Source organism: Streptomyces sp. Root1310, assembly GCF_001426425.1.
In the GTDB taxonomy this organism is placed as follows: domain Bacteria; phylum Actinomycetota; class Actinomycetes; order Streptomycetales; family Streptomycetaceae; genus Streptomyces.
In genome coordinates this window covers 85057-106728 of record NZ_LMEQ01000030.1, presented here as the reverse complement: position 1 = coordinate 106728, position 21672 = coordinate 85057, and the positions used below count along the sequence as shown (strand labels likewise).

The 21672-nt window shown below is 72.7% G+C and carries 21 protein-coding genes; 11 read left to right on the top strand and 10 right to left on the bottom strand.

Annotated elements, in window-relative coordinates; genetic code table 11:
- Positions 1–2 precede the first annotated feature (2 nt).
- Positions 3–392 carry a hypothetical protein gene (locus tag ASD48_RS27780; protein WP_057604477.1) on the bottom strand — a complete coding sequence of 130 codons (390 nt, stop codon included), beginning with the start codon at positions 390–392 and terminating at the stop codon, positions 3–5.
- 285 nt (positions 393–677) lie between these two features.
- On the opposite strand from ASD48_RS27780, the gene ASD48_RS27775 reads away from it, so the two are divergent.
- A complete protein-coding gene (locus tag ASD48_RS27775; RefSeq protein WP_057605011.1) occupies positions 678–1097 on the top strand; it encodes a DUF6083 domain-containing protein in 420 nt (139 codons plus the stop codon).
- Positions 1098–1120: 23 nt separating this feature from the next.
- Here ASD48_RS27775 and ASD48_RS27770 read toward each other — a convergent pair whose 3' ends face one another.
- On the bottom strand, positions 1121–2245 hold the full coding sequence (locus ASD48_RS27770) for a hypothetical protein (protein WP_057604476.1): 1125 nt from the start codon (positions 2243–2245) through the stop codon (positions 1121–1123).
- A gap of 160 nt (positions 2246–2405) precedes the next feature.
- Positions 2406–5447 carry a glycosyl hydrolase gene (locus ASD48_RS27765; protein WP_057604475.1) on the bottom strand — a complete coding sequence of 1014 codons (3042 nt, stop codon included), beginning with the start codon at positions 5445–5447 and terminating at the stop codon, positions 2406–2408.
- Between the two features lie 665 nt (positions 5448–6112).
- Between ASD48_RS27765 and ASD48_RS27760 the strand changes: the two genes are divergently transcribed.
- The 7 genes from ASD48_RS27760 to ASD48_RS27730 all read left to right on the top strand — a co-directional run bounded on the left by ASD48_RS27760 (position 6113) and on the right by ASD48_RS27730 (position 11778).
- Positions 6113–6673, top strand: a complete 561-nt coding sequence (locus ASD48_RS27760) for an RNA polymerase sigma factor (RefSeq protein ID WP_057604474.1) — start codon at positions 6113–6115, stop codon at positions 6671–6673.
- Positions 6670–7488 carry a zf-HC2 domain-containing protein gene (locus tag ASD48_RS27755; RefSeq protein ID WP_057604473.1) on the top strand — a complete coding sequence of 273 codons (819 nt, stop codon included), beginning with the start codon at positions 6670–6672 and terminating at the stop codon, positions 7486–7488. The genes ASD48_RS27760 and ASD48_RS27755 overlap by 4 nt, the downstream gene beginning before the upstream one ends.
- Complete coding sequence (locus ASD48_RS27750) at positions 7485–8318, top strand: ABC transporter ATP-binding protein (RefSeq protein ID WP_057604472.1); 834 nt, start codon at positions 7485–7487, stop codon at positions 8316–8318. Before ASD48_RS27755 ends, ASD48_RS27750 begins: the two co-directional genes overlap by 4 nt.
- Positions 8315–9712, top strand: coding sequence for a hypothetical protein (locus ASD48_RS27745; protein ID WP_057604471.1), 1398 nt, complete (start codon positions 8315–8317; stop codon positions 9710–9712). The genes ASD48_RS27750 and ASD48_RS27745 overlap by 4 nt, the downstream gene beginning before the upstream one ends.
- Positions 9709–10284: a hypothetical protein gene (locus ASD48_RS27740; RefSeq protein ID WP_057604470.1), complete on the top strand. Its 576-nt coding sequence runs from the start codon at positions 9709–9711 to the stop codon at positions 10282–10284. The genes ASD48_RS27745 and ASD48_RS27740 overlap by 4 nt, the downstream gene beginning before the upstream one ends.
- A gap of 212 nt (positions 10285–10496) precedes the next feature.
- Positions 10497–11222 (top strand): hypothetical protein, encoded by a 726-nt coding sequence (locus ASD48_RS27735; RefSeq protein WP_157880711.1) that lies wholly within the window; start codon positions 10497–10499, stop codon positions 11220–11222.
- 136 nt (positions 11223–11358) lie between these two features.
- Positions 11359–11778 (top strand): hypothetical protein, encoded by a 420-nt coding sequence (locus ASD48_RS27730; RefSeq protein ID WP_242432752.1) that lies wholly within the window; start codon positions 11359–11361, stop codon positions 11776–11778.
- Between the two features lie 4 nt (positions 11779–11782).
- On the opposite strand, the gene ASD48_RS27725 is transcribed toward ASD48_RS27730, so the two are convergent.
- The 5 genes from ASD48_RS27725 to ASD48_RS27705 form a co-directional block, all read right to left on the bottom strand.
- Positions 11783–12457, bottom strand: coding sequence for a 2-phosphosulfolactate phosphatase (locus tag ASD48_RS27725; protein ID WP_057604468.1), 675 nt, complete (start codon positions 12455–12457; stop codon positions 11783–11785).
- Between the two features lie 274 nt (positions 12458–12731).
- Positions 12732–13178, bottom strand: a complete 447-nt coding sequence (locus ASD48_RS27720) for a hypothetical protein (protein WP_079074001.1) — start codon at positions 13176–13178, stop codon at positions 12732–12734.
- Between the two features lie 249 nt (positions 13179–13427).
- Positions 13428–14909, bottom strand: coding sequence for an MFS transporter (locus tag ASD48_RS27715; RefSeq protein ID WP_057604467.1), 1482 nt, complete (start codon positions 14907–14909; stop codon positions 13428–13430).
- Positions 14910–15378: 469 nt separating this feature from the next.
- Entirely contained in the window at positions 15379–16362 is a 984-nt protein-coding gene (locus tag ASD48_RS27710) for an AraC family transcriptional regulator (protein WP_348983233.1), read from the bottom strand.
- Between the two features lie 37 nt (positions 16363–16399).
- Positions 16400–17047 (bottom strand): hypothetical protein, encoded by a 648-nt coding sequence (locus ASD48_RS27705; RefSeq protein ID WP_057604465.1) that lies wholly within the window; start codon positions 17045–17047, stop codon positions 16400–16402.
- Positions 17048–17387: 340 nt separating this feature from the next.
- Between ASD48_RS27705 and ASD48_RS27700 the strand changes: the two genes are divergently transcribed.
- A complete protein-coding gene (locus ASD48_RS27700; RefSeq protein ID WP_057604464.1) occupies positions 17388–18713 on the top strand; it encodes an alpha/beta fold hydrolase in 1326 nt (441 codons plus the stop codon).
- Positions 18714–18912: 199 nt separating this feature from the next.
- Here ASD48_RS27700 and ASD48_RS27695 read toward each other — a convergent pair whose 3' ends face one another.
- Positions 18913–19356 (bottom strand): ATP-binding protein, encoded by a 444-nt coding sequence (locus tag ASD48_RS27695; RefSeq protein WP_057605008.1) that lies wholly within the window; start codon positions 19354–19356, stop codon positions 18913–18915.
- Positions 19357–19412: 56 nt separating this feature from the next.
- Positions 19413–19982, bottom strand: a complete 570-nt coding sequence (locus ASD48_RS27690; RefSeq protein WP_057604463.1) for a hypothetical protein — start codon at positions 19980–19982, stop codon at positions 19413–19415.
- Between the two features lie 220 nt (positions 19983–20202).
- On the opposite strand from ASD48_RS27690, the gene ASD48_RS27685 reads away from it, so the two are divergent.
- Both ASD48_RS27685 and ASD48_RS27680 read left to right on the top strand, forming a co-directional pair.
- Positions 20203–20847 carry a sigma-70 family RNA polymerase sigma factor gene (locus ASD48_RS27685; protein WP_057604462.1) on the top strand — a complete coding sequence of 215 codons (645 nt, stop codon included), beginning with the start codon at positions 20203–20205 and terminating at the stop codon, positions 20845–20847.
- Complete coding sequence (locus ASD48_RS27680) at positions 20844–21458, top strand: hypothetical protein (RefSeq protein ID WP_057604461.1); 615 nt, start codon at positions 20844–20846, stop codon at positions 21456–21458. Before ASD48_RS27685 ends, ASD48_RS27680 begins: the two co-directional genes overlap by 4 nt.
- The last annotated feature ends 214 nt before the right edge of the window (positions 21459–21672 follow it).

Here is a 21672-nt window from a genome sequence, read left to right as displayed (position 1 = left end):
GCTCACCTCAGTTCCATCGGACCGTGGTCGCCGGCTCGGCACACCGGGCGGTACCGGTCGTCGTAGAAGGCGGTGTAGGCGCAACTCCCGCACTGCGCGCAGCGGAACGCGATCACACGGAACCGGGTCGACTCCCCGGGGGCCGCGGCCCGCACCTCGTCGCCGGGTCCGCGCGCCGGCTGCATCTCCAGAACGATGCGCAGATAGGTGCTCGAGGTGGCCCCGATCCGCTCGTCGCCCACGACGAGCAGAAGCCGGTCCGGTCGTTCCTCCTCGTTCAGCCACCGCCGCAGGACCTCGGCGGCGTCGTTCAGGGCGGTCCCGGCGGGCAGCGACAGCCACGGTGCGCCGCCGCCCTCGGCCCTGGGGTCCACCAGCATCGCGTAGCTCATCGGCCGTTCCGCCCTCCGTGTCCGCAGCGCCCGCCGGACCTGCCCGCCCGCGTGACGCCCAGACTCTACCCACGGGCGGGCGGGGGGCGACCGGTGGGCGCCCGTCGCCCGAGGGGTGTGGTGGTCCCCGATGTCCGCCGCGTCTGTCCGGCCGTGACGGGTGGGCCGGTGGGGGTTCGTGCGGTCCTGGGGTGTCTCGGCTGCCGTGTCGGGCCCGGGCGGGCTCAGGGGTCCCGTCCGGAAGGCGGCGTGCGTCCGACGGCGTTCGGGGCGCACGCTCACCGTATGGGGGCCGTCGATCACGAGGGTTCGCGGCGGTGGGGCCGTGGACGGATGTACACGTGCCCGTACTGCGGACTGCCGCAGGACCGGGTGCTGACGCTGGAGCAGGACTGGGTGCTGCTGGAGCCGGGGGTGGACGTCCTCGCCCACCTCGTGCCCGCGGAGCACCGGTGGATCGTTCTGTCCGACGGGCGGGTGACGGTGTACGGGGTGTGCCCGCCGGTTCCGGCCCAGCGCTGCCGCATCGAGCACCGGCTGACCTGCGCGGCGCAGCGGCTGCCCGACCTGTGGCCGTGGCTGACGGCGATGCGGGCGGAGAACGCGCGCCGGGCGGAGCGGTCGGAGAGCAGGCGGGCGCCGGAAGGGCCGCGCGAAGGGCCGGAGGCGGCGCCGGAGGAGATCGGCTTCCCGGACGCGGGGTAGCCGCGCGGAGCCGGTCGGTCCGCTCAGCGCGGGGTGGCGCGCCGGCCGTAGTGGCGGGCCAGGGCGTGGAAGGCCTGCTTCGGTTCCCAGTGCCAGCCGGCTTCCGGGTGACCGGGTCGCCGATGGACGGTTCTGGTGACGGCGTAGGACGCCAGGTCGAGGTCGTATCGGGGGTCGTCGGCGCGGTGCGGGGCGTCCGGGGTGACGAACTCGAAGGCCATCGCCGCGTACAGCCCCATCGACTCGAAGACGTCGAGGAGGGTGCTGACGTAGTCGGCCTGGGTGCGTTCGCTGCGGACCAGGTGGCCCTTGATCTCCTCGGGGTCCTTGTCGTGGTCGACCACGTCCCATCCCATCCCGCCCGTGTCCGGGGCACCCACATAGGCGCAGGTGCCGAACTCGGTGATGGCCAGCGGCTTCCCCCATCGCGTGTGGCGGCGCAGCTCTTTCACATGGTCGGCGGGTCGCGGGAAGGAGGAGTAGTAGTCGATGCCGACGACGTCGAACAGGGACCAGTCGACCCGGTCGTCCTGTGCGGCGGCGTAGGACAGCCGGCCGTCGAAGACCGAGCGGCCCGTCCTTGCGGCCCGCGCCGTGAAGGCGTCCAGACGGCGCTGCATGACCACGGGGTCGTAGGTCCCGTTCATGAGGTTGCGTACGCGCTCCAGCACCGTGTCCCCCGGCACGATGCCGGGCACGAAGAGCCAGAACTCGCAGCCCACGCTGAAGTCCACGCTCGCTCCCTGCCTGCGCAGCCGCTGCGCGACCCGGCCGGTCTCCGCGAGATGTTCGAGGATGTCCCGCGCCGGGACGTCCCCGAGCGTGGGCTGCAGCCAGATGTGCAGGCCGTGTTCGGCGGCCTCGGTCGCGGTCGCGGCGAGACGTTCCACGCCGTCGCCGGTGACGTCGACGGTGTCGGCGTGCAGGTCGTGGCGGACGGCGCGCAGGTCCGCCCGCATCCGCTCGGCGGTCCATCCCGTGGCCGGGGTCTCGCCCTCCCCCACCGTGTAGACGACGCCCCGGTGCCGCAGACCGCGCCCTCGTCCCGTGGCGTGCGCCCGTCCCGCCGGTCCGAGCACGGCCGCCGCGCCGACCGCCGCCGTCCCGGCCAGGAATCCGGCCCGGCTGATCCGATTCGTTCGCTCCATGCCCCCACGGTGCTGGTGGCGGGCGCGGTGCGCAGTCGGCCGATGGTCTGGATCGGCGCGCCGAAGGTCGGTGCGGGGGCCGGGCCGGCGGTCGTTCCGGCGGCCGCGACACGTCCGAAAGGCGTCGCCCGGAGGGTGTCGCGCCCCGGCCCCCGTTCCCTCAGCCGACCGTGCCCTGCCCGTACGGGACGAGTCGTACGGGTCCCACGAGACCGAAGTCCTGCCGGGCGACGGCGCCGAAGACCGCGGGCTGGGCGACCCGGAGCCGGTTGACGAGCGGGATCGCCACCTCGACCTCGATCACGTTGCGGCCGCGCCGGAGCAGGGGGCCCACGTCGACGACCGGGTGCAGACGGTCGAGGGGCGGGGCGCCGGTGCCGTTGACGGTGACACGGGCGGTGTCGGAGACCTGTCCGAGTTCCAGGTGGGCACCGTGCGCGGAGGTCCACCCGGCCGGCAGGTCGATCGTCGTCCGGTAGCGTCCGATGCCCGCGGAGTCGGCCAGTTCCGGGATCCGCGACCAGGGCAGCAGCGTGTCGAGGGTCAGCGTGCGGTGGACGTGGTCGGTCCGGGTCGCGGAGGAGCCGGGGTACCAGTCGTCGACGTCCAGCTGCCATCGGCCCGGGGTGACGGGGGCGGGTACGTACGGGACGGCCGTGGTGACCGTACGGCCCGAGGACAGCCGCGTCGTAAGGGTGCCCGCCTCGGTCGAACGGACCGTCAGGGAGCGTCCGTCGAAGAGGACTTCGCAGGCGTCGGTGTCGACGACGTGCGGCTTGGCCCCGTTCCGGTCGCCGAAGAGGCCCGGACGTCCCAGTGCGACGATCATCACCTGGCCGGGCTGGAGGGCGACCCGCACGGTGACGTCGCCGTCGTCCTCGGTGTACCGGGCGATCCGCGTGGCTTCCCCCGTCCAGGGGTCGAGCAGGTAGGGGATCGTCGTCCCGCCCCGTGTGCGGCGGGTGTGGCGCAGTGTCACCTGGTGGTCGATCGCGGCCACGGGGGGTTTGACCGTCTCCGCGTGCTTGCCGTTGCAGAGGTAGTAGAAGTCGGCGTCCCGGGTGACGCGGTGGGCGTTCAACAGCGTGGAGGCGGTGGCGTGGCGTACGTCCGGGGTGACTCCGAGCCCGGCGAGGGCGTCGCCCACGGCGGTCTTGTCGGTGATCCGGGTGACGTGCGGCAGAGCGAGCAGCCGGGTCAGGAGCTCCCGCAGCCGGTCGGTCTCGCCGTCGTCGGGGACCCCCGGGGTGAGCGGCTGGTCGAAGGCGCCCAGCAGGACGATCGGCAGGCCGGCCTCGGCCAGCGCCAGCAGGCGGCGGGCGTCGGCCGTGGCGAGGGTGGGGGTGGAGGAGTAGAAGAAGTCGCCTTCGACGAACAGGGCTTTGTAGGCGGGTCCGTTCGGGGCGAGCCGGCCGCCCGAGACGGTGGCGTTCGGCAGGTCGAGCAGTGGACCGCTGAGGAACTGGTGCGTCCAGCCGAGCGGGACGCCGGTCGCGGTGAACCAGGACGCGCCGATGCCGGTGGAGGCGTAGCCGGTCTGCCGGAAGACGGCGACGTCGGCGCGGGCGGTGCCGGACTGGAGCACGCCGTGCACCCGGCCGAGGTAGTCCGCGATGTCCGCCACGTGGTGCCAGCTGGGCTGCCGGGGTCCCCACGACTCGCCGTACCCCGGGGTGCCGTTGTACGGGCTGAAGGCGGCGAAGCCGGGCCAGCTCGCGCCGGGGGCGGTGGCGTAGGAGAACCCGTGGACGACGGTCTGGTTGACGCCCGCCGCGTAGGCGCCGCCCATGGTGCGCAGGAAGCGGTCCCAGGTGGTGCCGTACGCGGAGCCGTTGTAGGCGCCCGACTCGCAGGACAGCACCGTGTGGCCCGCCATGTCCCTGCCGCCCGCGAGACAGCGGAAGTCGTCGAGGTTCTTGAAGCCGAGGGATTCGCCCTCGGGGATGTCGAGGATCGCCGCGGACTCGATGGCGTCGGTCTGCAGTCCGTAGGGCTGGGCGCGCAGGGTCATGCCGAGGGAGTGGGCCCAGTCCCTCAGCGCGCGCACGTGGTGCCGGTTGAAGAGTTCCGAGAAGGTCTCCCAGAAGTCGTGTCTGATCTGCCGGGTCAGCTGCGCCTCGAAGGCGAACACCTGGTTGCTGTCGCTGAGGACGAGGGCGGGCAGACAGGGCAGCAGGGGCCGGCCGGTGTGCTCGGCGAAGGCGTCCGGCAGGGCCGGAGTCCAGGTCAGCCCGTCCGTCTCCAGCTCCACGGAGTCCTCGAAGAAGGCGCCGCCGGCCGCCTTCAGCAGGCTCCGCACGGTGGGGGTCAGCAGCTGCTGTTCCCAGAAGCCGGTGACGGCCGCGGTGCCCGCCGGGTCGAGGTGGTCGACGACGTAGGCGGCGGGCGCGGAGTGCGGGCCGGACTCGGGCTGCTGACCGCTGCCGCGCGTCCAGTAGGAGATCAGCGTCCACTCACCGGTGTCGGGAGCCGTCCAGGTCAGGGTGCCGTCCTCGGCGACGGTGGAGGTGAGGTCGCGGACGCTGGCGAGGTCGAGTCCGGTCTCCTTGCGGGTGGAGTACGCGGGTTCGACGCGGGCGGCCTGTACGGCGAGGAGCCGCTGCCGGGTCACCCCGGCGGCGGGCGCGTGCACGGGTGGCGGCACCGGTCCCCGGAAGGTGGCTCCGCCGCTCAACGCGGCCCGGCCGTGCACGAGTTCCTTCGCGGCCGCGTCGTCGTCCGGGGTGATACCGGGGACCGCGACGGGCCAGCTGGGGCCGAGCGTGAGGTCGATGGTGAGGCCCCGTCTCGCGGCCCGGCGCAGCGCGGCCTCGACGCCCTCGCGCCAGGGCCGGCTGCCCCACCCGTGGTGCGCGGTGTCCAGGACCGATTTGTCCTTGATGCTGTGGTGGACGGCGGCGATCTCCGCGCCGCCGAACCCGGCGTCCGCGATCTGGTCGACCTCGCGGGCGATCTCGTCGGCGTTCACCAGACCGTCCGGCCACCACCAGCGGAACCTGGGCCGCACCGAACGGGCGGGAGCGGCGAACCAGTCGGCGGCCGGCCCGGGCGCCCCGGTGACGGACGGCGCCGCCGCGGCCGCCGTCCCGGATCCCAGGGCGGCCACGATCCCGGCCGCGATGCCCACCGTCGCCCCGGCGGCGAGAACCGCCCGCCGTGACATCCCGCCGCCCTGCTCGACCTGCTCGACCGGTTCCCGCATGAGCGCTCCCAGATGATCGTTCTTGGTTTTGAATCGTTTCAATCCGACTCGAACGCGGGAACGCTAAGCCTCGGCCCGGAGCAAGGTCAAGATGTCGGACGGATCAAGTCGCGCAGAGGGCGCGGGGGGTGGCGGCGCGCGGCGGGCACCTCACAGGGGTGTGTGGCGAGCACGGCCGGCTTCGCGGCGCGATCGCGGCGCGGACCGGGACGAGGCGCTCAGCGGGCCGTCGGGTGTCGCGTGACGACGAGGTCCCCTTTGCTGCCGGGAAGTTGCCCGCAGTGGGAGCGGGGACGCGGGACGGGCGCCGCTCGCGAAGTGGGGCGAAGGCCCCTTCCCTCACGGCGAAAGAGGTTCCGTGGGGATCCCCCTCGGCATCGGCCCGGGCGAGCTGGGCGGGGAGTCCCCCTGTTCCGGGCGCCATCGGTGGCCCACTTCCGAAGCCGGTCGCGGACGAGGGGAGTTCGGAGACGGCAGGCCGGCGGGGAAGTGACGCTCCCCCGGGGCGGGCCGCGGGCGGCGTCGGCGAGATCCTCCGGACCGGCCGCACGCGCATTGCGTGAACGGGCGAGGCTTCGGTGGAGTCGACGCCGCGGGCCGTCCCGCATGTGGCGCGGATCACATCGGCAGGAAAACCCGTCGTCCGGCTCGGGCGTCTAGCCGGTGTGAGATCAATCAGCAAGGCACCCCGCGCACCGGACGAGGAGCGTCTCGTCCGGCTGGTGGCCAGAGGTGACCGTGCCGCGTTCGAGGAGCTGTACCGCCGTACGTCGCCCTGGCTGGCGGTGCGGCTGCGCCGCCGGTGCGGGGACGAGCAGATCGTCGCGGAGGTCATGCAGGAGACCTATCTGGCGGTGTGGCGCGCGGCGGGCGCGTTCGCCGGGGCCGCGGTCGGCGGATCGGCGACCGGTTGGCTGTGGACGATCGCGGCGCGCCGCCTCGTCGACGCGTTCCGGCGCAGGGCCCACCACGCGGAGCCGCCGCCGGCCGCCGCCGTCCCCGACGCGGCGCCCGCCGCCGAGGAGGAAGCCCTCGCGGCGACCGTCGGCGGTGATGTCGGGGACGCGCTGCGCCGTCTCGCACCGGAGTTGAGACAGGTACTGCAGGCGATGGTGCTCGACGGACTGTCCGTCCGGGAGACCGCCGTCCTGCTCGGGTTGCCCGAGGGAACGGTCAAGACCCGTGCCCGCCGGGCCCGGATCGCGATGCGGAGGGCGCTGGCATGACCATGGAACACGCGTCGAGGTGGATCATCGACGGTTACGCGCGCGGCGGCACGGGCCTCACCGCCGACGAGGTGTGGGCCGTGGAGGCCCATCTGGAGACGTGCCGGGGGTGCCGGGACCGGCTGTCCGCCACCGTCGAGGCCGAGGTCCCCGCCGTGGCGGCGCTCGTCGACACCGTATGGTCCGGCCTCCAGCCCCGGTTGGCGGTCACCGCCACGATGCCGCGCGGCCGGCGGTGGTCGGCGCCGCTGTCGAGATGGATGACGCCGACGATGGTGCCGTGGCTGGCCATGGTCGTGGGCGTGACGCTGCTGGCCCTGCTGCTCGACCTGGCCGGCACCGGATACGGCGAGGTGTCGCCGGTGCTGCTGCTCGCGCCGGTGCTGCCCGTGCTCGGCGTCGCCGCGTCCTGGTCGCGCGGCCTGGACCCTGCGTACGAACTGACGGCCTCGGTGCCCAGGGCCGGGCTCTATCTGGTGCTGCGACGCACCGCGTCCGTGCTCGCCGTGGTCGTCCCCGCGTTGCTGGTGGGCGGCTGGGTGACGGGGGTGATGGTGGCTCAGTGGCTGCTGCCCTGTCTGGCCTTCACGACGACGACGCTGGCGCTCGGCGGTGTCATCGGGGTGACCCGCGCCGCCGTCGCGCTGACCGCCGTGTGGGCCGCGGTGGTCGTGGCGCCGACCCTGGCCACCAGCCGTACGGCCTTCGCCCTGCAGACGGGGGGTCTGCCCGCGTGGGGGCTGATCCTCGCACTCGGTACCGGTGTCGTGATCGCCCGCAGAGGGGCGTACAGCGTACTGGGGGCCCATCGATGACGATCCGGAAGGAACACCACATGACATCCGCGGTGAGTGCGGCCGACCTCGCACCGACGGCCTACGCCTGGGAGATCCGGGCGACCGGGCTGAAGGTCAGGGTCGGCAGGAGACGGATGGCTGTCAACGGCCTCGACCTGTCGCTGGGCACCGGCGTACACGGCCTTCTCGGCCCCAACGGCGCGGGCAAGACCACCCTCATCCGGACACTGGCCACCGTACTGCGCCCCACCGAGGGCACCCTGGAGATGCTCGGCGAGTCCGCGGGCGGCAGGGGTGAGCACCGTGCGCTGCGCCGCCGGATCGGTTACCTTCCGCAGGAGTTCGGCTACTACAAGCGCTTCACCGTGCGCGAGTTCGTCGAGTACATGGCGTGGCTGAAGGAGGTGCCCAAGGCGGACATCCCGGCCGCCGTGCAGCGCGCGGTGGAACGGGTGGGTCTGGCCGACCGCGCCGACGAGAAGATGAAGGCCCTGTCGGGCGGCATGGTGCGCAGGGTCGGCATCGCCCAGGCGATCGTCAACGACCCGACGATCCTGCTGCTGGACGAGCCGACCGTGGGCCTGGACCCGGTGCAGCGGCTGCGCTTTCGCGAACTGCTCCAGGAGTTGGGCACGGACACCTGCGTGGTCGTCTCGACCCACCTGGTGGAGGACGTCGCCGCCGCCTGTACGAATGTGGTGCTCTTCGACGAGGGCCGGCTGGTCTTCCAGGGCCCTCCGGACGAACTGGCCTCCGTGGGCGGCCCCGAGGACGCGGGTGACAGCCCGCTGGAGCGCGGCTACTCGGCACTGCTGCTCAACCCCGCGCAGGCAAGGGGCACCTGGTGAACGTCCGCGTACTGCGTATCGAGTCGAGACGTTCCGTCGCCCCGTGGGCCGGCGCCGTGATCCTGGTACCGGCACTGGCGTTCCTGTACCTGATTCCCGGAGCGTGGTGGACGGGGACCACGGCGTGGACGGCCCAGTGGACGTCGATGGCCCTGTGGACCCGCGGCCTGCTGTTCTACCTGTGGCCGCTCGCCGTGGGGCTCGGGGCGCTGCAGGGCCTGCGCGACCACCGCTCGAAGATGTCCGAGCTGCTGACGAGCACGCCGCGGCCCGCCCGGCACCGCGCGGCCGCGCTGGCGGGCCCGACGGCGCTCACGCTGGCCTCCGCCTTCGCGCTCCTCGTCCTCGTGGGCGCGGTCCAGGTGGTCGCCCACACCGAGTACACGCACCTCGGGTGGCTGCCGATCTCGCTGGTGGGGGCACTCTCGCTCGTCGCGGGGGCCCTGCTGGGCATGGGGGCCGCGCGGGCCCTGCCGTCCGTGCTCACGCCCCCCGCGCTGGCCATGGGCGCCTTCGTGTTCACGGCGCTCATGCAGATGTCGTGGGGCCGCACGGAGACGACCACGACGAGCGGGATCCCGGGCACGGAGCCGAACCGGGTCTCCCTGCTGTCCCCGGCGGTCCAGGAAGCACACGACGCACTCGTCACCCTCTCCGCCGCCGTGCACGTCGGGCAGACGATCTGGCTGCTCGCCATGGCCGCGACCGGCTTCGCGCTGCTGGTCGCCGCGACGCCGCGTGCCCGGCTGGCCGCCCTGACACCCGTCCTGGCGGGCGCGGCGCTCGCCCTGTTCGTCCTGCCCTCCGACCCGCACCGGATGTACGTCGTCGACGAGGACGCCGCCGAGCTGGTGTGCGACGGCCCGGTATGCGTGACGAGGACACAGCAGGCGCGGCTCGCCGACCTCGCGGGCCCTGGTGAAGAGGCGCTGCGCCTGCTGCGCGCCGCCCTGGGCAGCCGCGCGCCGGTCGACGTCCGGGAGAACGCCGGCCGGCAGCCGGAGGGCTCCACGCCGCAGTGGTCCCGCGGGAGCGTGCTCTTCGACTTCGACGACGACATCATCGCCGCCGCGAAGGGCGAGGAGCTGACCCGGGCCCTGATCGCCAAAGGCATGGTGCCGGGGTGCTCCCCCGTCGGCTGGAGCGGCTTCGGCAACGACGAGTACGCGCAGACCGTCGCGGTGGGCTGGGTCCTCGGGGACCTCGGGCCGCTGCCCGGCACCTTGCCGGCGAGGCTGCGCCGCGAGGTCGACGCCGAGACCCGCCCGGTGTGGAAGGAACTCAGGGCGCTGCCCCGGGCCGAACAGCTCGCGCGGATCGACGCGATGCGCGCCGCCGCGTTCTCCTGCGAGGGCGACGCCTTCGACGCGTTGAGCGGCGGAGCGTCCCGATGAGATGGCTGACCTTGTACGCGCGCTCGCGCCAGGTACCCGCGTCGCTCGCGGCGGTGCTGGTCGGCGCGCTGGCGGTGTGGTCGCTCGCCCGGGACGGCGGCGGGGGGCCCGGTGATCCGCGGCTGCCCGTGCTCGTCCTCGCCACGGGGGCGATGGCGGCCTCGGTCGGGCTCGGCGGGCAGGACCCCGCACTGGACCGGACCGCCGCGATCCGCTGGGTGCCCCGCAGGGCGGCACATGTGCTGCTCTGCGGGGCGGTCATCGGCACAATTGTGCTGGCCACGCAGGCCATGGGCGAGGACCGGGCCACCACCGCGTTCGTCCTCCGCGACAGCGCGGGCCTGATGGGGCTGGCGGCCCTGGGCGCGGCGCTCTCGGGCGGCCGGTACGCCTGGACGCCGCCGTTCGCCTGGCTGTCGTTCTCGTTCTTCGCCCCGCCCCCGGCGAGCGCGCCGATGCGGGTGGCGAGCTGGATGCTGCTGCCGCCCGGCACGGCGGCCGGCACCTGGACGGCCCTGGTCCTCGCGGTCGCCGGCACCGCGGCCTACGCCGTCGCGGGCCCGAGACGGTGACCACCGCGGCGCCGTCGCGGGCGGCGTGCGCGCGCGTCGGAGCACACGCCGGCACCGGGGCCGGACCCGCGGACGTGCCTCCCTCCCACCAGCCGTACGCGGCACCGGCGCACCCGACGGGCCCCGGTCCGCGCTGAGTACGCGTACTCATGCGACCTCACGCTCCCTGCGTCCACAGTGGCCGTGGAGACGGAAAGGAGGGAGCGACAGTGGTGGGGAATCGACGGCACACCAGAGCCCTGCTGGGCACGGTCGGCATGGCGCTGCTTGCGGTGACCGCCTGTTCGCAGGACGGGGCCACCAGCCCGAGAACCGTCCGCGAACTCGCCGGCGGCGCCGAGGCGGTCAGGGCCCGCGAGCAGGTGGAGCAGGAGATCCGGACGACCGTCGACCACTGGGACGTCCACACCGCGCTCACCCTCGGACTGGTCACCGTGGACGACTCGTGCGCGGGCGGACAGGCGAAGGAGTGGTTCTTCCAGGACGGGGACGACCGGTACAAGATCCGCTGCACGATGTACGTGACCGCCTACTTCGGCGCCGACCCGCACCAGGTGCCGGACACGATCGACGGCATCCTCGCCGCGGGCGACCCCGAGACCTCCCCGATTCCCTTCGGCCACGACTTCGACTACGCGACCAAGGTCGTCGACTACTACCGGGGCACCACAGGCGACCCGCAGGGGCCGGGCACCGGTGAGCCGCACCAGCTGTTCAGCGCGGGTACGGCCACGCTCGACTGGGACCAGGTCCGGCAGCAGGGAACGCGTCAACTGGTCGAGGAACCACGGGCGTGCGCCCCCGGCGTTCCGCCCGTCCAGCGGTGCCTGCGTGAGCCGGCCTCCACCGGCGTCACGACCCTGCGCCGCGAGTACGGCATGGTGTTCAGGCTCGAGTTCCCCTCCAGGAACTACTTCACGGTGTACAAGGACGGCTGAGAGCAGTCGCCCGGTGACGGGAGAGGGGCGGCGTGCCGTCCGGGACCGCGCCGCGCTGCACCAGGGTTCACGGCGAGGGCTGCGGGCAGCCTTGTGGCGTCGTCCCGCGAATTCTGCACGCAAGGAGACCTACGTCGTGTTGCGCCGATCCGCTCCCACCCTCTTCACCGCGGCGGGCCTGGTCCTGTCCGCGGCACTGACCGCGACGCCGGTCGCGGCGGCTCCGGCCACGGCCGCCGCCTACCCCACCACCCCGGTCTACGTGGCCGACGGCGCCGGCAGTTACATCTCGGGCACCCTGACCTGGTACAACCGGTCGGTGGCCTTCACGGGGACGCTGAAGTCCGTGGGCTGCCGCAGGGCTTGGTACAGCGTGTTCGACGCCTATGCCAACCCGCTGGGTCCCCGGAGCAGCAGCACGCACTGCAACACGGTGACCTCGGTGCCCGCGACCCTGCCCGCCGATGTCGTCGGCGGCGGCTCGTACGCCGGGGTCTGCCTCGACGACGCGAACGGCAAGCCGGTCACGTCGTGCGGCGTCTACCCCCGTCCCTGACCGCTCACCAGGCGTGGGGGCGGAGGACCATGAGGGAGCCTTCCGAAGTCGCCACCATGGCGAAGGGGAACCGGTCGACCTCGAGGCAGAGCGCGACGTCGTCGGGATGGACTCCTTGGCGCACCCCCTCCGCCAGTTCGGCGGCGGCGCGCGACTCGGCAGCACGGCGGAGGAAACCGGCAGCGTCCGTCTCGGCCTCGGTGACCCGCGCGGCGATGTACTGAGCACAGGCCAGATCTTCGTCGGCCCGCCCGTCCTCGCCGGTGACCACGAACGTGACACGGGCGCTCCCGCGGGTCCGCAGGAGCCGAGCCGTCGCCTCCGCCACCACGAACCCGGCGCACAGCACCAGCGACGCTTCCTTGACCGCCAGGGCGCCGACCGTCCCTGCCGTGGTCTTCTGCACGACGGTCCGTCCACCGAGGTCGACGGACCGCAGCAGGCCCGGGGAGTTGACGGCGTCGAACCCGGGCGCGGGCGGACCGTCTTTGAGTGCCACCCAATCCGGGTGGCGGGCCTTGAGCGCCAGGGCCTCGTCCAGTGACCCGGCGAGAACGATCTTTTCCGCGCCCTGGGCGAAGGCCCAGGCGGCCACGGTGTAAGCGCGCATGACGTCGACCACGACCGCCACGGACGGAGTCTCGACCAGATCAGGGATACCGAGGAAACGAGCGTCCATTCCCATCATCATCGCCCATGCCCCACCCGAGGCAGCCGCAGGGTGTCACGCGTCATATCGAAGGTCTCCGGGAACGCGACGCCTCCCGCTGCGATGCTCCTGAACCGTGGCAGCGACACCGGCGCGACGTCGGGCGCGACGTCGACGCGGCCCCGTATGGAGCCGACTTGTGTCCCGCCGCAGGTCCGCCGCCGGTGGGCGCTCGGGCCGGGCACGACCCGGCCCCCGGCGGGTTCCCGCCGGGGGCCGATCTCCTGACCGCGATCCGAAAGGGTCAGATCCGACCGCCGGTGAGCCGGGTGAGAGGGCCCTGCGGGGAGCGGCCGGAGCGCCGGCCCACGGCGTACGAGGCCGCGGTCAGCGCGGAGAGGCCGGCGCCCACTCCGGCGGCGATCAGCTTCCGGTGCGCGATGACCGTCCACGCCGTCTTGGCCGTCGCGGCGACCTGGCCCGACGTCGCGACGATCGCCTGACGGCCCGCCTCGACACCGCGTGAGGCACTGTGCGCCGCGCTCTGCACGGCACCGGTCGTCGCCTCGGCCGAGCGCTGGACTCCGGACCTGGTGGCCGACGCGGCGTCGTCCGTCTTCGTCGCGGCGCTCTTCGCGGCCCGGGCCGCCGGAGCGGTCGCCTTGTCCGCGGTGCGCCGGGCCTTGGACGCGGTCACCCGCTCGGCTGCGGACTGTTCACTCGTCTTCCTGTTCGGTTCACTCATGGACATCGCGTTGCCGCTCACCGCGAAGGCAAACCCGTACGGTCGCGCGACATGGACGGCGAGGTCCCCTGAACGGGATCGGCGATCGACCGCTCACCGTGTTCCGGTCCGGCCGGCGGGGTGTCCGGCAGCATCCGCCGGGCCGGGTCGAGCAGGTCGCCCGGTCATGCGCTCGGGACTCACCGCGTCGGCGTCCACGCGGACACCCCGGAGACCGATCCGTCCTCCGCACCGCGCCTGACGATGGGTCACGGCTCATACACCGCCCGGAACCGTGCCGCCCTTGAGGCGCTCCAGGTCCGAGGGGCGGACCTGGATCACGATGATCGCGATCAGAGCGGCGAGGACCGTGAAGATCGCCGCCATGACGAAGGCGGCCGAGACACCGGCCGTGAGGACCTCGTGGGACCAGGGGGCGGGGAGTTGGCCGGTCCGCCGGAAGTTCAGGCGTTCGGCGGGGGTCGCCTGGGCCAGGAAGTCGGGGACCTGCTTGTCCGCCTCGTTGCGGCTGGCCGTGCCGTACATCGTGACCAGGATGGACAGGCCCAGCGAACCGCCCACCTGCTGGGTGGCGTTGAGCAGCCCGGAGGCCGCACCGGTCTCCAGGGGGGACACGTCGGAGAGCGCCATCAGTGTGAGCGAGACGAACTCCATGCCCATGCCCAGGCTGAAGACGAGCATCGGGCCGAGGACACTGCCCGCGTACGTGGAGTGGACGTCGGTCAGGGTCAGCCAGGACAGGCCTCCGGCCGCGAGGATCGCGCCCACCACCATGAACGGCTTGGGGCCGTACGTCGGCAGGAACCGTGAGGCGAGGCCGGCGCCGACCGCGATGACCGCGCTGACCGGCAGGAAGGCGAACCCGGCCGCGAGCGGGCTGAAGCCGAGCACGTTCTGCACGAAGAGCGTGAGGAAGAAGAACATGCCGAAGATCGCGGCGGCGAGGCACAGCATGATGCCGTAGGTGCCCGCCCTGTTGCGGTCGGCGAACATGTGCAGGGGTGTGATCGGCTGCCGGGAGCGCCGCTCGATCAGGATGAACACCGCGAGGACCACGACGGCCGCGACGAACGAGGCGATCGTGAGCGTGTCCCGCCACCCTTCCTGCGCGGCTCTGATGAAGCCGTACACCAGCAACACCATGCCCACGGTGGAGGTCAGCGCGCCGGCGACGTCGAAGTGGCCGGGGTGGCGTTCGGATTCCTTGATGAAGCGGGGTGTGGCGAGGGCTATGAGCAGTCCGATGGGAACGTTGACGAACAGCACCCACCGCCAGTTCAGCCACTCGACGAGGATGCCGCCCGCGAGCAGGCCGATCGCGCCACCGCCCGCCGAGACCGCGGCGAAGACCCCGAACGCCCGGTTGCGCTCGGGTCCTTCCGGGAACGTCGTGCTGACCAGGGACAGGGCGGTCGGGGACGCGATGGCGCCACCGACGCCCTGGAGGGCGCGCGCGGCGAGGAGTTGGGCCTCGTTCTGGGCGAGTCCGCCGAGCAGGGAGGCGAGGACGAAGAGCAGCACTCCGAAGATGAACACCCTCCGTCTGCCCAGGATGTCGCCGACCCGGCCGCCGAGCAGCAGCAGGCCGCCGAAGGTGAGGGTGTAGGCGTTGACCACCCAGGCCAGGCTGGTGGTGGAGAAGTCCAGGGAGCGCTGGATGTCCGGCAGCGCGATGTTCACGATGGTGATGTCGAGCACCACCATCAACTGGCACGACGCGATCACCAACAGCGCCATCGCGTTGCCCCCGCCACCCTGTCGGGCGGTGGTACCGGTTGCTGAGGTCGGCTGAGGGAGGCTGCTCATGACGTGTCGCCCGCTCGGGAGCGGGCCCTGGGAGAGGTCAGCGGACGGAGGCGTCCGCTGTCGGGTCCACCGTTAGACGGTACGCCCGTGGCCGGACCGTCACCACTCGATCATCCGTGGCCCGTCCACGGCCCGTTCGTGGGCCGTGCGGGCGGTGTGCGTGGGCGGGCGGGTCCGTGCCGTGCCAGGACTCCCCCGTCGTCCTGGCACGGCCCCCGTTGTCGCGGCGGTGTGCCGCGGTGATCACCAGGATGCGGGAGGGACGGGTGGTGTGTCGTTGGCGGACAGTCCACAACTGCTTGGCGGAGCGTCCACCGGTGGTACCGGGGAAGGCCGACAAGCGGCGGGAGGCCGGCAGGCGCCGGGAGGCCGGCGCGGGGATCCCGGGAAGCGAGCCGTCCTACGCCTGTCCCAGCGCCTGTTCGCGCAGTTCGCTGGGCGGGAGCCCGTAGGCGGTGCGGAAGGCCCGGGTGAACTCGGCGGCCCGGGGGTAGCCCCAGCGGGCGGCCACGGCGCGGATGGGCAGGGCGCGCAGCCGGGGGTCGGCGAGGTCGCGGCGGGCATGCTCCAGCCGCTGGTCGCGGATGTAGGAGGCCACGGTGAGGCCTTCGGCCTGGAAGAGGCGGTACAGACGGCTGCGGGAGACGTGGTGTGCGGCGGCGATTCCGGCGGGGGTCAGGTCCGGGTCGTCCAGGTGCCGGTGGATGAACGTCTTGACGTGAAGGACGAGGGTGCGGTCACGGGTCTCCGGCGGGAGCCGGAGGTCGGCGTCCGCGGTGTGCGCGAAGAGGGCCGTGACCAGGTCGGTGACGACCGTGCCCAGCCGGGGTGCGTCCGAGGGCTGGTACGAGGAGGTGTCCGCGACCAGTTGGCGCAGGAACTGCGAGAGCAGCGCGCCGATCCCCTCGCGGCCCGACAGGAGGCTCCCCGGGACCTGGTCGGCCCGGCGTTCGGGCACGGCCACCAGGGCGCGCGGCACCTCGACGCCGAGGACGGTGACGGGCTCGGCGCCGGTGAGCACCTCCCAGGACCGCGAGGAGGAGTTGATGTGGAAGTCGTTCATCCGGTAGGCCGCCTGCTGTCTGCCCCAGTCGGCCGCCCCCTCGCCCTTCAGCAGGAGGGACAGGTGGTACGTCTCGGGGTCGGACTCGCGGATGAGTTTCGGCGTACGGCGGAAGACCAGTTGGTCGAAGGTGGCCGGCCACACGATGACGTCGCCCAGCGCTATCACGCGTTGGGAGCCGCGGTAGTCCGCGTGGCGGTCGCTGCTGAGCCGCATGGGCGCGTGGGTGCGGCCCATGCGCTCCGCCCACGCATCGAACCGGTCGCCCACTGGCAGGTCCGTGGTGCGGAAGACCGACTCGTGCAGCACGAGCGTAGTCAACCACACCGGTGTCGAAGGCCTGTTGACGGCGGTGGGGTCAGCGCAGGTGGGCGGTGTCGACGGTGACGGAGGCGGTGTCGGAGGCGGTGACGGTGATGTAGCCGGGATCGCCGTTGCGGTCGAGATAGCACATCGCGTAGCCGACGGAGACGGACGTCTTCCGCACCGGGTCCTCGGAGACGGCCTTGCGGCAGCCCTCCGCCGTGGGCACCTCGGACGAACCCCACGAGGCCAGCCTGCCGTTGGTGGACATCAGGAAGCCGCCCTGCACGTAGAGAGCGTCCGTACCGGCGTCGGCGACCACGGGCGGCGTGGAGGTGAAGTCGTAACCCGTGGGGGCTTTCTGACCGTCCGACTGCTCCATGACGAAGCCGCGCACCAGCGCGGTCGAGGGCGAGGACGTCGCGTCGGGCAGAGCCGCCGTGACCGCCGCGCCTCCTCCCCCGACCACCGCCACGGCGGTGAGCCCGGCGATCAGCGGATGGGCGTACGCCATGGTGAGCAGGGGTCCGATCACCGGGATCGAGAACTTCATCTGGGTGTTCTTCTGCGTGATCCTGGCGCTGCCGCTCGCGGTCGCCGTCTGCGTCGAGGAGTGGTGGGTGCCGGGCTGGGGTGGCACGAAGGCGTCGTCACGGGAGGCGTGGTCGCCGAGCTGCGCGCCGCGTGTGCGGTCGGTGTTCATGGCTCGGGACGCTAGCGACAGGCGAGCCGGAGGTCTTGTTTTGTCCGAGATTGCCGCGAAGGGGCCGCTTGTGGTCGCTCGTTGTGATGCGAGTGATCGGCGGGGCGACGGCTTCGAACTTGCTACTCGGCAGTCATATTACTGAAACGTAACCTACCGACCGCTACCCGAGGTAACCCTGCTCTCGCTACGGTCCTGACAGTTCGTCTAAGAGCGGTACGTGGCAACGGTGGACGACCGGGGCCCGTACCGCTCGGTCGTCACGGTCCGCACCCCACCGGCCCGTCCGCCACCCGAGCCGCAGACGAAGGCTCGGCCTCCCCCTCACCGGAGGTCCGCCATGCCCGCCCCCACCCGCCTGCTGGCCGCAGCCGTCACCGCTGCCGCCTGCCTGGGCGTCACCGCCGTACCAGCCGACGCGACCACGCAGTCGGACGCCGTGGTCTCGCGCGGCGTCACCATCCCCACGTTCTACAACCCGCCCGCCGCCCTTCCGGCCGCCGACGGCGCCCTGATCCGGTCCGAACCGCTCCCGCTGGCGTTGAGCCTGCCGGGTGTCGACGGACCGCTGCCCGGCACGGCGACCCGCCTCATGTACAAGTCCACGGACTCGGCCGGCCGCCCCATGGCCGTCACCGGCGCGTACATCGAACCCACGGCCCGCTGGACGGGCAGCGGACCACGGCCCCTGGTCGTCGTGGCGCCCGGCACGATGGGCCAGGGCGACCAGTGCGCCGCCTCCCTGGGTCTCGAACACCCGCTCGTCGTCAACGGCCAGACCCTGTCGGTCGGTTACGAGGACCTGGCGATCTACCGTCTCCTCGCCCGGGGCATCGCCGTCGTGGTCACGGACTACACGGGGCTGGGCGCGACCGACCGGCTGCACACCTACGTCAACCGGGTCGACGAGGCCCACGCCGTCCTGGACGCCGTCCGCGCCGTCCGTTCCCTCGACGCCACGTCGCTGACGTCCGGCTCCCGGGTCGCGCTGTTCGGCTACAGCCAGGGCGGCGGGGCCACGGCCGCCGCCGCCGAACTCCAGCCCTCGTACGCGCCCGACGTCACCCTCGCCGGGACCTACACCGGGGCTCCGCCCGCCGACCTGGTCGCCGTCACCAAGGCCATCGACGGCAGCGACCTGGCCGGCGCGCTGGGATGGTCGGTGAACGGCTTCCTGGAGTCCGATCCCGCTCTCGTACCGATCGCCGAAGCGCACCTGAACACGGCCGGCCGCGCCGCGCTCAAGGACCTGTCGACGATGTGCGTGGGCGACGCGCTCCTCTCCTACAACTCGGCCAGCAGCACCGACTGGACCACGGACGGGCGCTCACTCAGCGACATCGTCCAGTCCGAGCCGGCCCTCAAGGCGTTCCTGGCCGACCAGCGCATCGGCACCCTGAAGCCCGCGTCGCCGGTCCGGGTGGCGACCGGCACCGCCGACGACCTGGTGCCGCACGCACAGGCGCGCGCCCTGGCCGTCGCATGGTGCGCCAAGGGCGCCGACGTCACCTACAAACCCGTGATCCTGCCCGGCCTCGGCCGGTCCCTGATCAACCACTTCACACCGTTGCTCGCCGACCAGGGCGACGCGATCTCCTGGCTGAACGACCGGCTCAACGGCAAACCGGTCATGTCCAACTGCGCCACTCTTCCTCTGCAGCCCTGAGTCTGTGGCCCTGAGTCCCAGGCCCTGACACGAGTCACCCGGCGGTGGCCGGTACGCGCAGCCGCGACGTACCGGCCACCGCCGCGTCACGCACACGGACCGGGCGCGGCGCAGGCCGTCCGTCCGTCCATCCATCCGTCCGTCCGTCCGTCCGTCGGATTCGACCGAGCCGGTCTGCTCCGGCCGGCCCCGGCCCGCGTCAGCCCGACAGACCGAGCCGGGCGACGATCCGCTTGCCGACCGGCTCCCGCGCCACGACGAAGTCCTGGGCCACCGCCCTCACGATCTCCAGCCCGTGCTGCCCCACCCGCGTCGGATCAGGCGCCTGGGGAACCGGCGGCACCGGATCGCTGTCCCAGACGACGATCTCCACCGCGGCCCCGGCGATGCGCAGCTGGAGCAGGACCGGACCGGGCGCGTATCTGAGCGCGTTCGTGACCAGTTCGCTCACCACGAGCTGGGACAGATCCATGGCGCGGTCCGACACGGCGAGGCCGTCCCGGCTCTGCACGCGCCGCAGGAAGTCGCCCGTGAGGCGACGCGCCCGGGCGATACAGCCGTCCTTGCCGTCCAGTGCCACCGTCGTCTCGGCAGGGTTCCCGCCGGGGGCGGAAGAACCCTGGTCGGGCGGGACAGGTTCCATCCGGACCGCCTTCAGTACCCCGTTCATATCGGCGCGACTACCCGCGAACCCACCCCCTACGCCCCAGCCTCACCACTCACTCGGTCACCGTGCAGCTCGTCGTCCGAGGTGTCACCCGCAGACGCGGCCGGGTCACCGTCCGCACGCGGTACGGCCCCCGCCCGGTCCCGGTCCCGGCGGGCCGCCGCGAACCCGGCCGCCGCCGCGAGGGCACCGGCGCCGCCCGCGAAGACGACGACACACGTGTTCAGCGTGCCGTAGACGCCGCTGCTCCCGTAGGTGGTCCCGTCGTCGAGTACGCAGTCGAAGGCGGGCGGGAAGTAGGAGGCCCGGTGGCTCACGAGGTGCAGGCGGGTCTCCCGCGGGACCTCGTCCCCCCGGCAGGCGGGCGCGGGGGACGAGTCGGCGCCCGACCGGGACTCGTGCTCGGCGAACGCCACCGCTCCGCTCGACAGCAGGTAGCAGCCGACGGCCGCCGCGACCGCCATCCCGGCCGACCAGCGCAGAAGGTGCACGGCCCGGTCCGGCCGCCGCCCCGGCAGCGCGACGGAGACGAGCTTGACGAGGACGGCCACGCACCAGAGCGGGCTCGCCAGCAGGGCCGCCAGTCCCCCCAGGGCCACCATGTCCGAGAGCTCCCCCTTCCTGCGCGTACCGCGCCCGGCAGGTGTCGCAGAAATCGCTTCTGTCATGTACCGAGTGATCGGTTGCGGGCGCAACACTGCCACGTCTTCGCCCGGACCCTCCGCCTCCGAGCCGGGTCCGGGTTCTTTCTGTAACGCTTTTCGCACCTCGTTCCAAGAACGGGTGTAGCGCCTTTGAAGGAATCCCGAGAAGGAGACGCCTGTGGACGACGCGGAACGGTTACGGGGTGGGCCCGCCGCGGCGGTACGTGACCCGCGGCTCTTCGAGGAGTTCTACCGCCGCCACCTGGACGCGGTGATGCGGTTCGTGGCGCGGCGCGTCGACGACCCGCACACCGCGGCCGACCTGACGGCCGAGATCTTCCTCGCCGTCCTGCGTTCCGCGGACTCCTACCGGCCGGACCTCGGCAGCGAGACGGCCTGGCTGTTCGGCATCGCCCGCAACGTGGTGTCGTCGGAGCGGCGCCGGGTCGCCCGGGAGACGGAACGCGACCTGCGGTTCTCCGGGCGGCGGCTGCTGGAGGCCGACGACATCGTCCGTATCGAGGACAGACTCGACGCGGAGAGCCCGGGGCGGCGCGCCCTGGCCGCGCTGGCGCGGCTTCCCGAGGGCGAGCGGGCCGTCATGGAGCTGATCGCGGTGGACCAGCTCACGGTCACGGAGGCGGCGGCCGCACTGGGGGTACGCCAGGTCACCGCCCGCGTACGACTGCACAGGGCGCGCAAGGCGCTGCGGCGGGAGGCGGAGGCCCAGGCCGCGGAGACGCCCCCGGCCACCCACACGGGTTCCGCGGCGGCCACGACACCGGACACACCGCTGCTGTACATCGCGAGGGGGGAAGCATGAGCACGAGGCGGACGTTCGAGGACCGGCTCCTGGACGAGCTCAAGAGGGAGATCGAGCTGCGCGAGGCAGGGGTCCGCCGGACCGGTCCCGCCACGGCCGGACCCGGTGGCGGCGGGGCGCGGGCGGCCGTGCGTCGGCTGTTCACCCCGCCCCGGATCGCCGTCGTCGCGGTGGCCTGCGCGGTGGCCTGGTTCGGCGCGGCGGTGGTGCCCGGTTCCTCGGCCTACTCCACGGCGTACGCGGTGGAGCGCCATGGGGACGGCACGGTCACGCTGACCGTGAAGGACCGGACGATCGGTGTGGCGGCCCAGCGCGAACTCGCGACGAGGGTGCGTCCGTGGGGCATCGAGGTGACCATCGACGTGCTGGCCCCGGGCTATGTCTGCGAGCGCAGCTTCACCCCGTTCTCGGCCTGGGCCGTCGACGGGAACGGCGACCGTGCCCCCGTCGTCCCGATCAAGGCCGGCTGGGACTTCACCCTGCGCCGGGGCAACGTACTGACCTTCGAGAACATGGAGGGCATGTCCCGGCCCCGGGCGGTCGAGTTGTACTCCACCAGGAGCCAGGCCGAGCCCTGCGTTCCCTTGAAGGTCACCCTTCCGGACGACTAGTGCTGTGGCCGGAAAGGTCTACCGGAAAGCTCGCGGCGTCCGGTGCGGTGCATCGCAAGGCGGAGCACCACCCGCGTACCGGATGTACTCGGGTGGTGCGACAACGCCGCGAGGTGCCGTGCCGGGCGTCGCGAGCCGGTGAATCTTTCCGGTCGCAGCACTAGCTAGAGCCCGCCCCCGCCCTAAGAACCTCTCACCCGCACGGAGTTCGGTC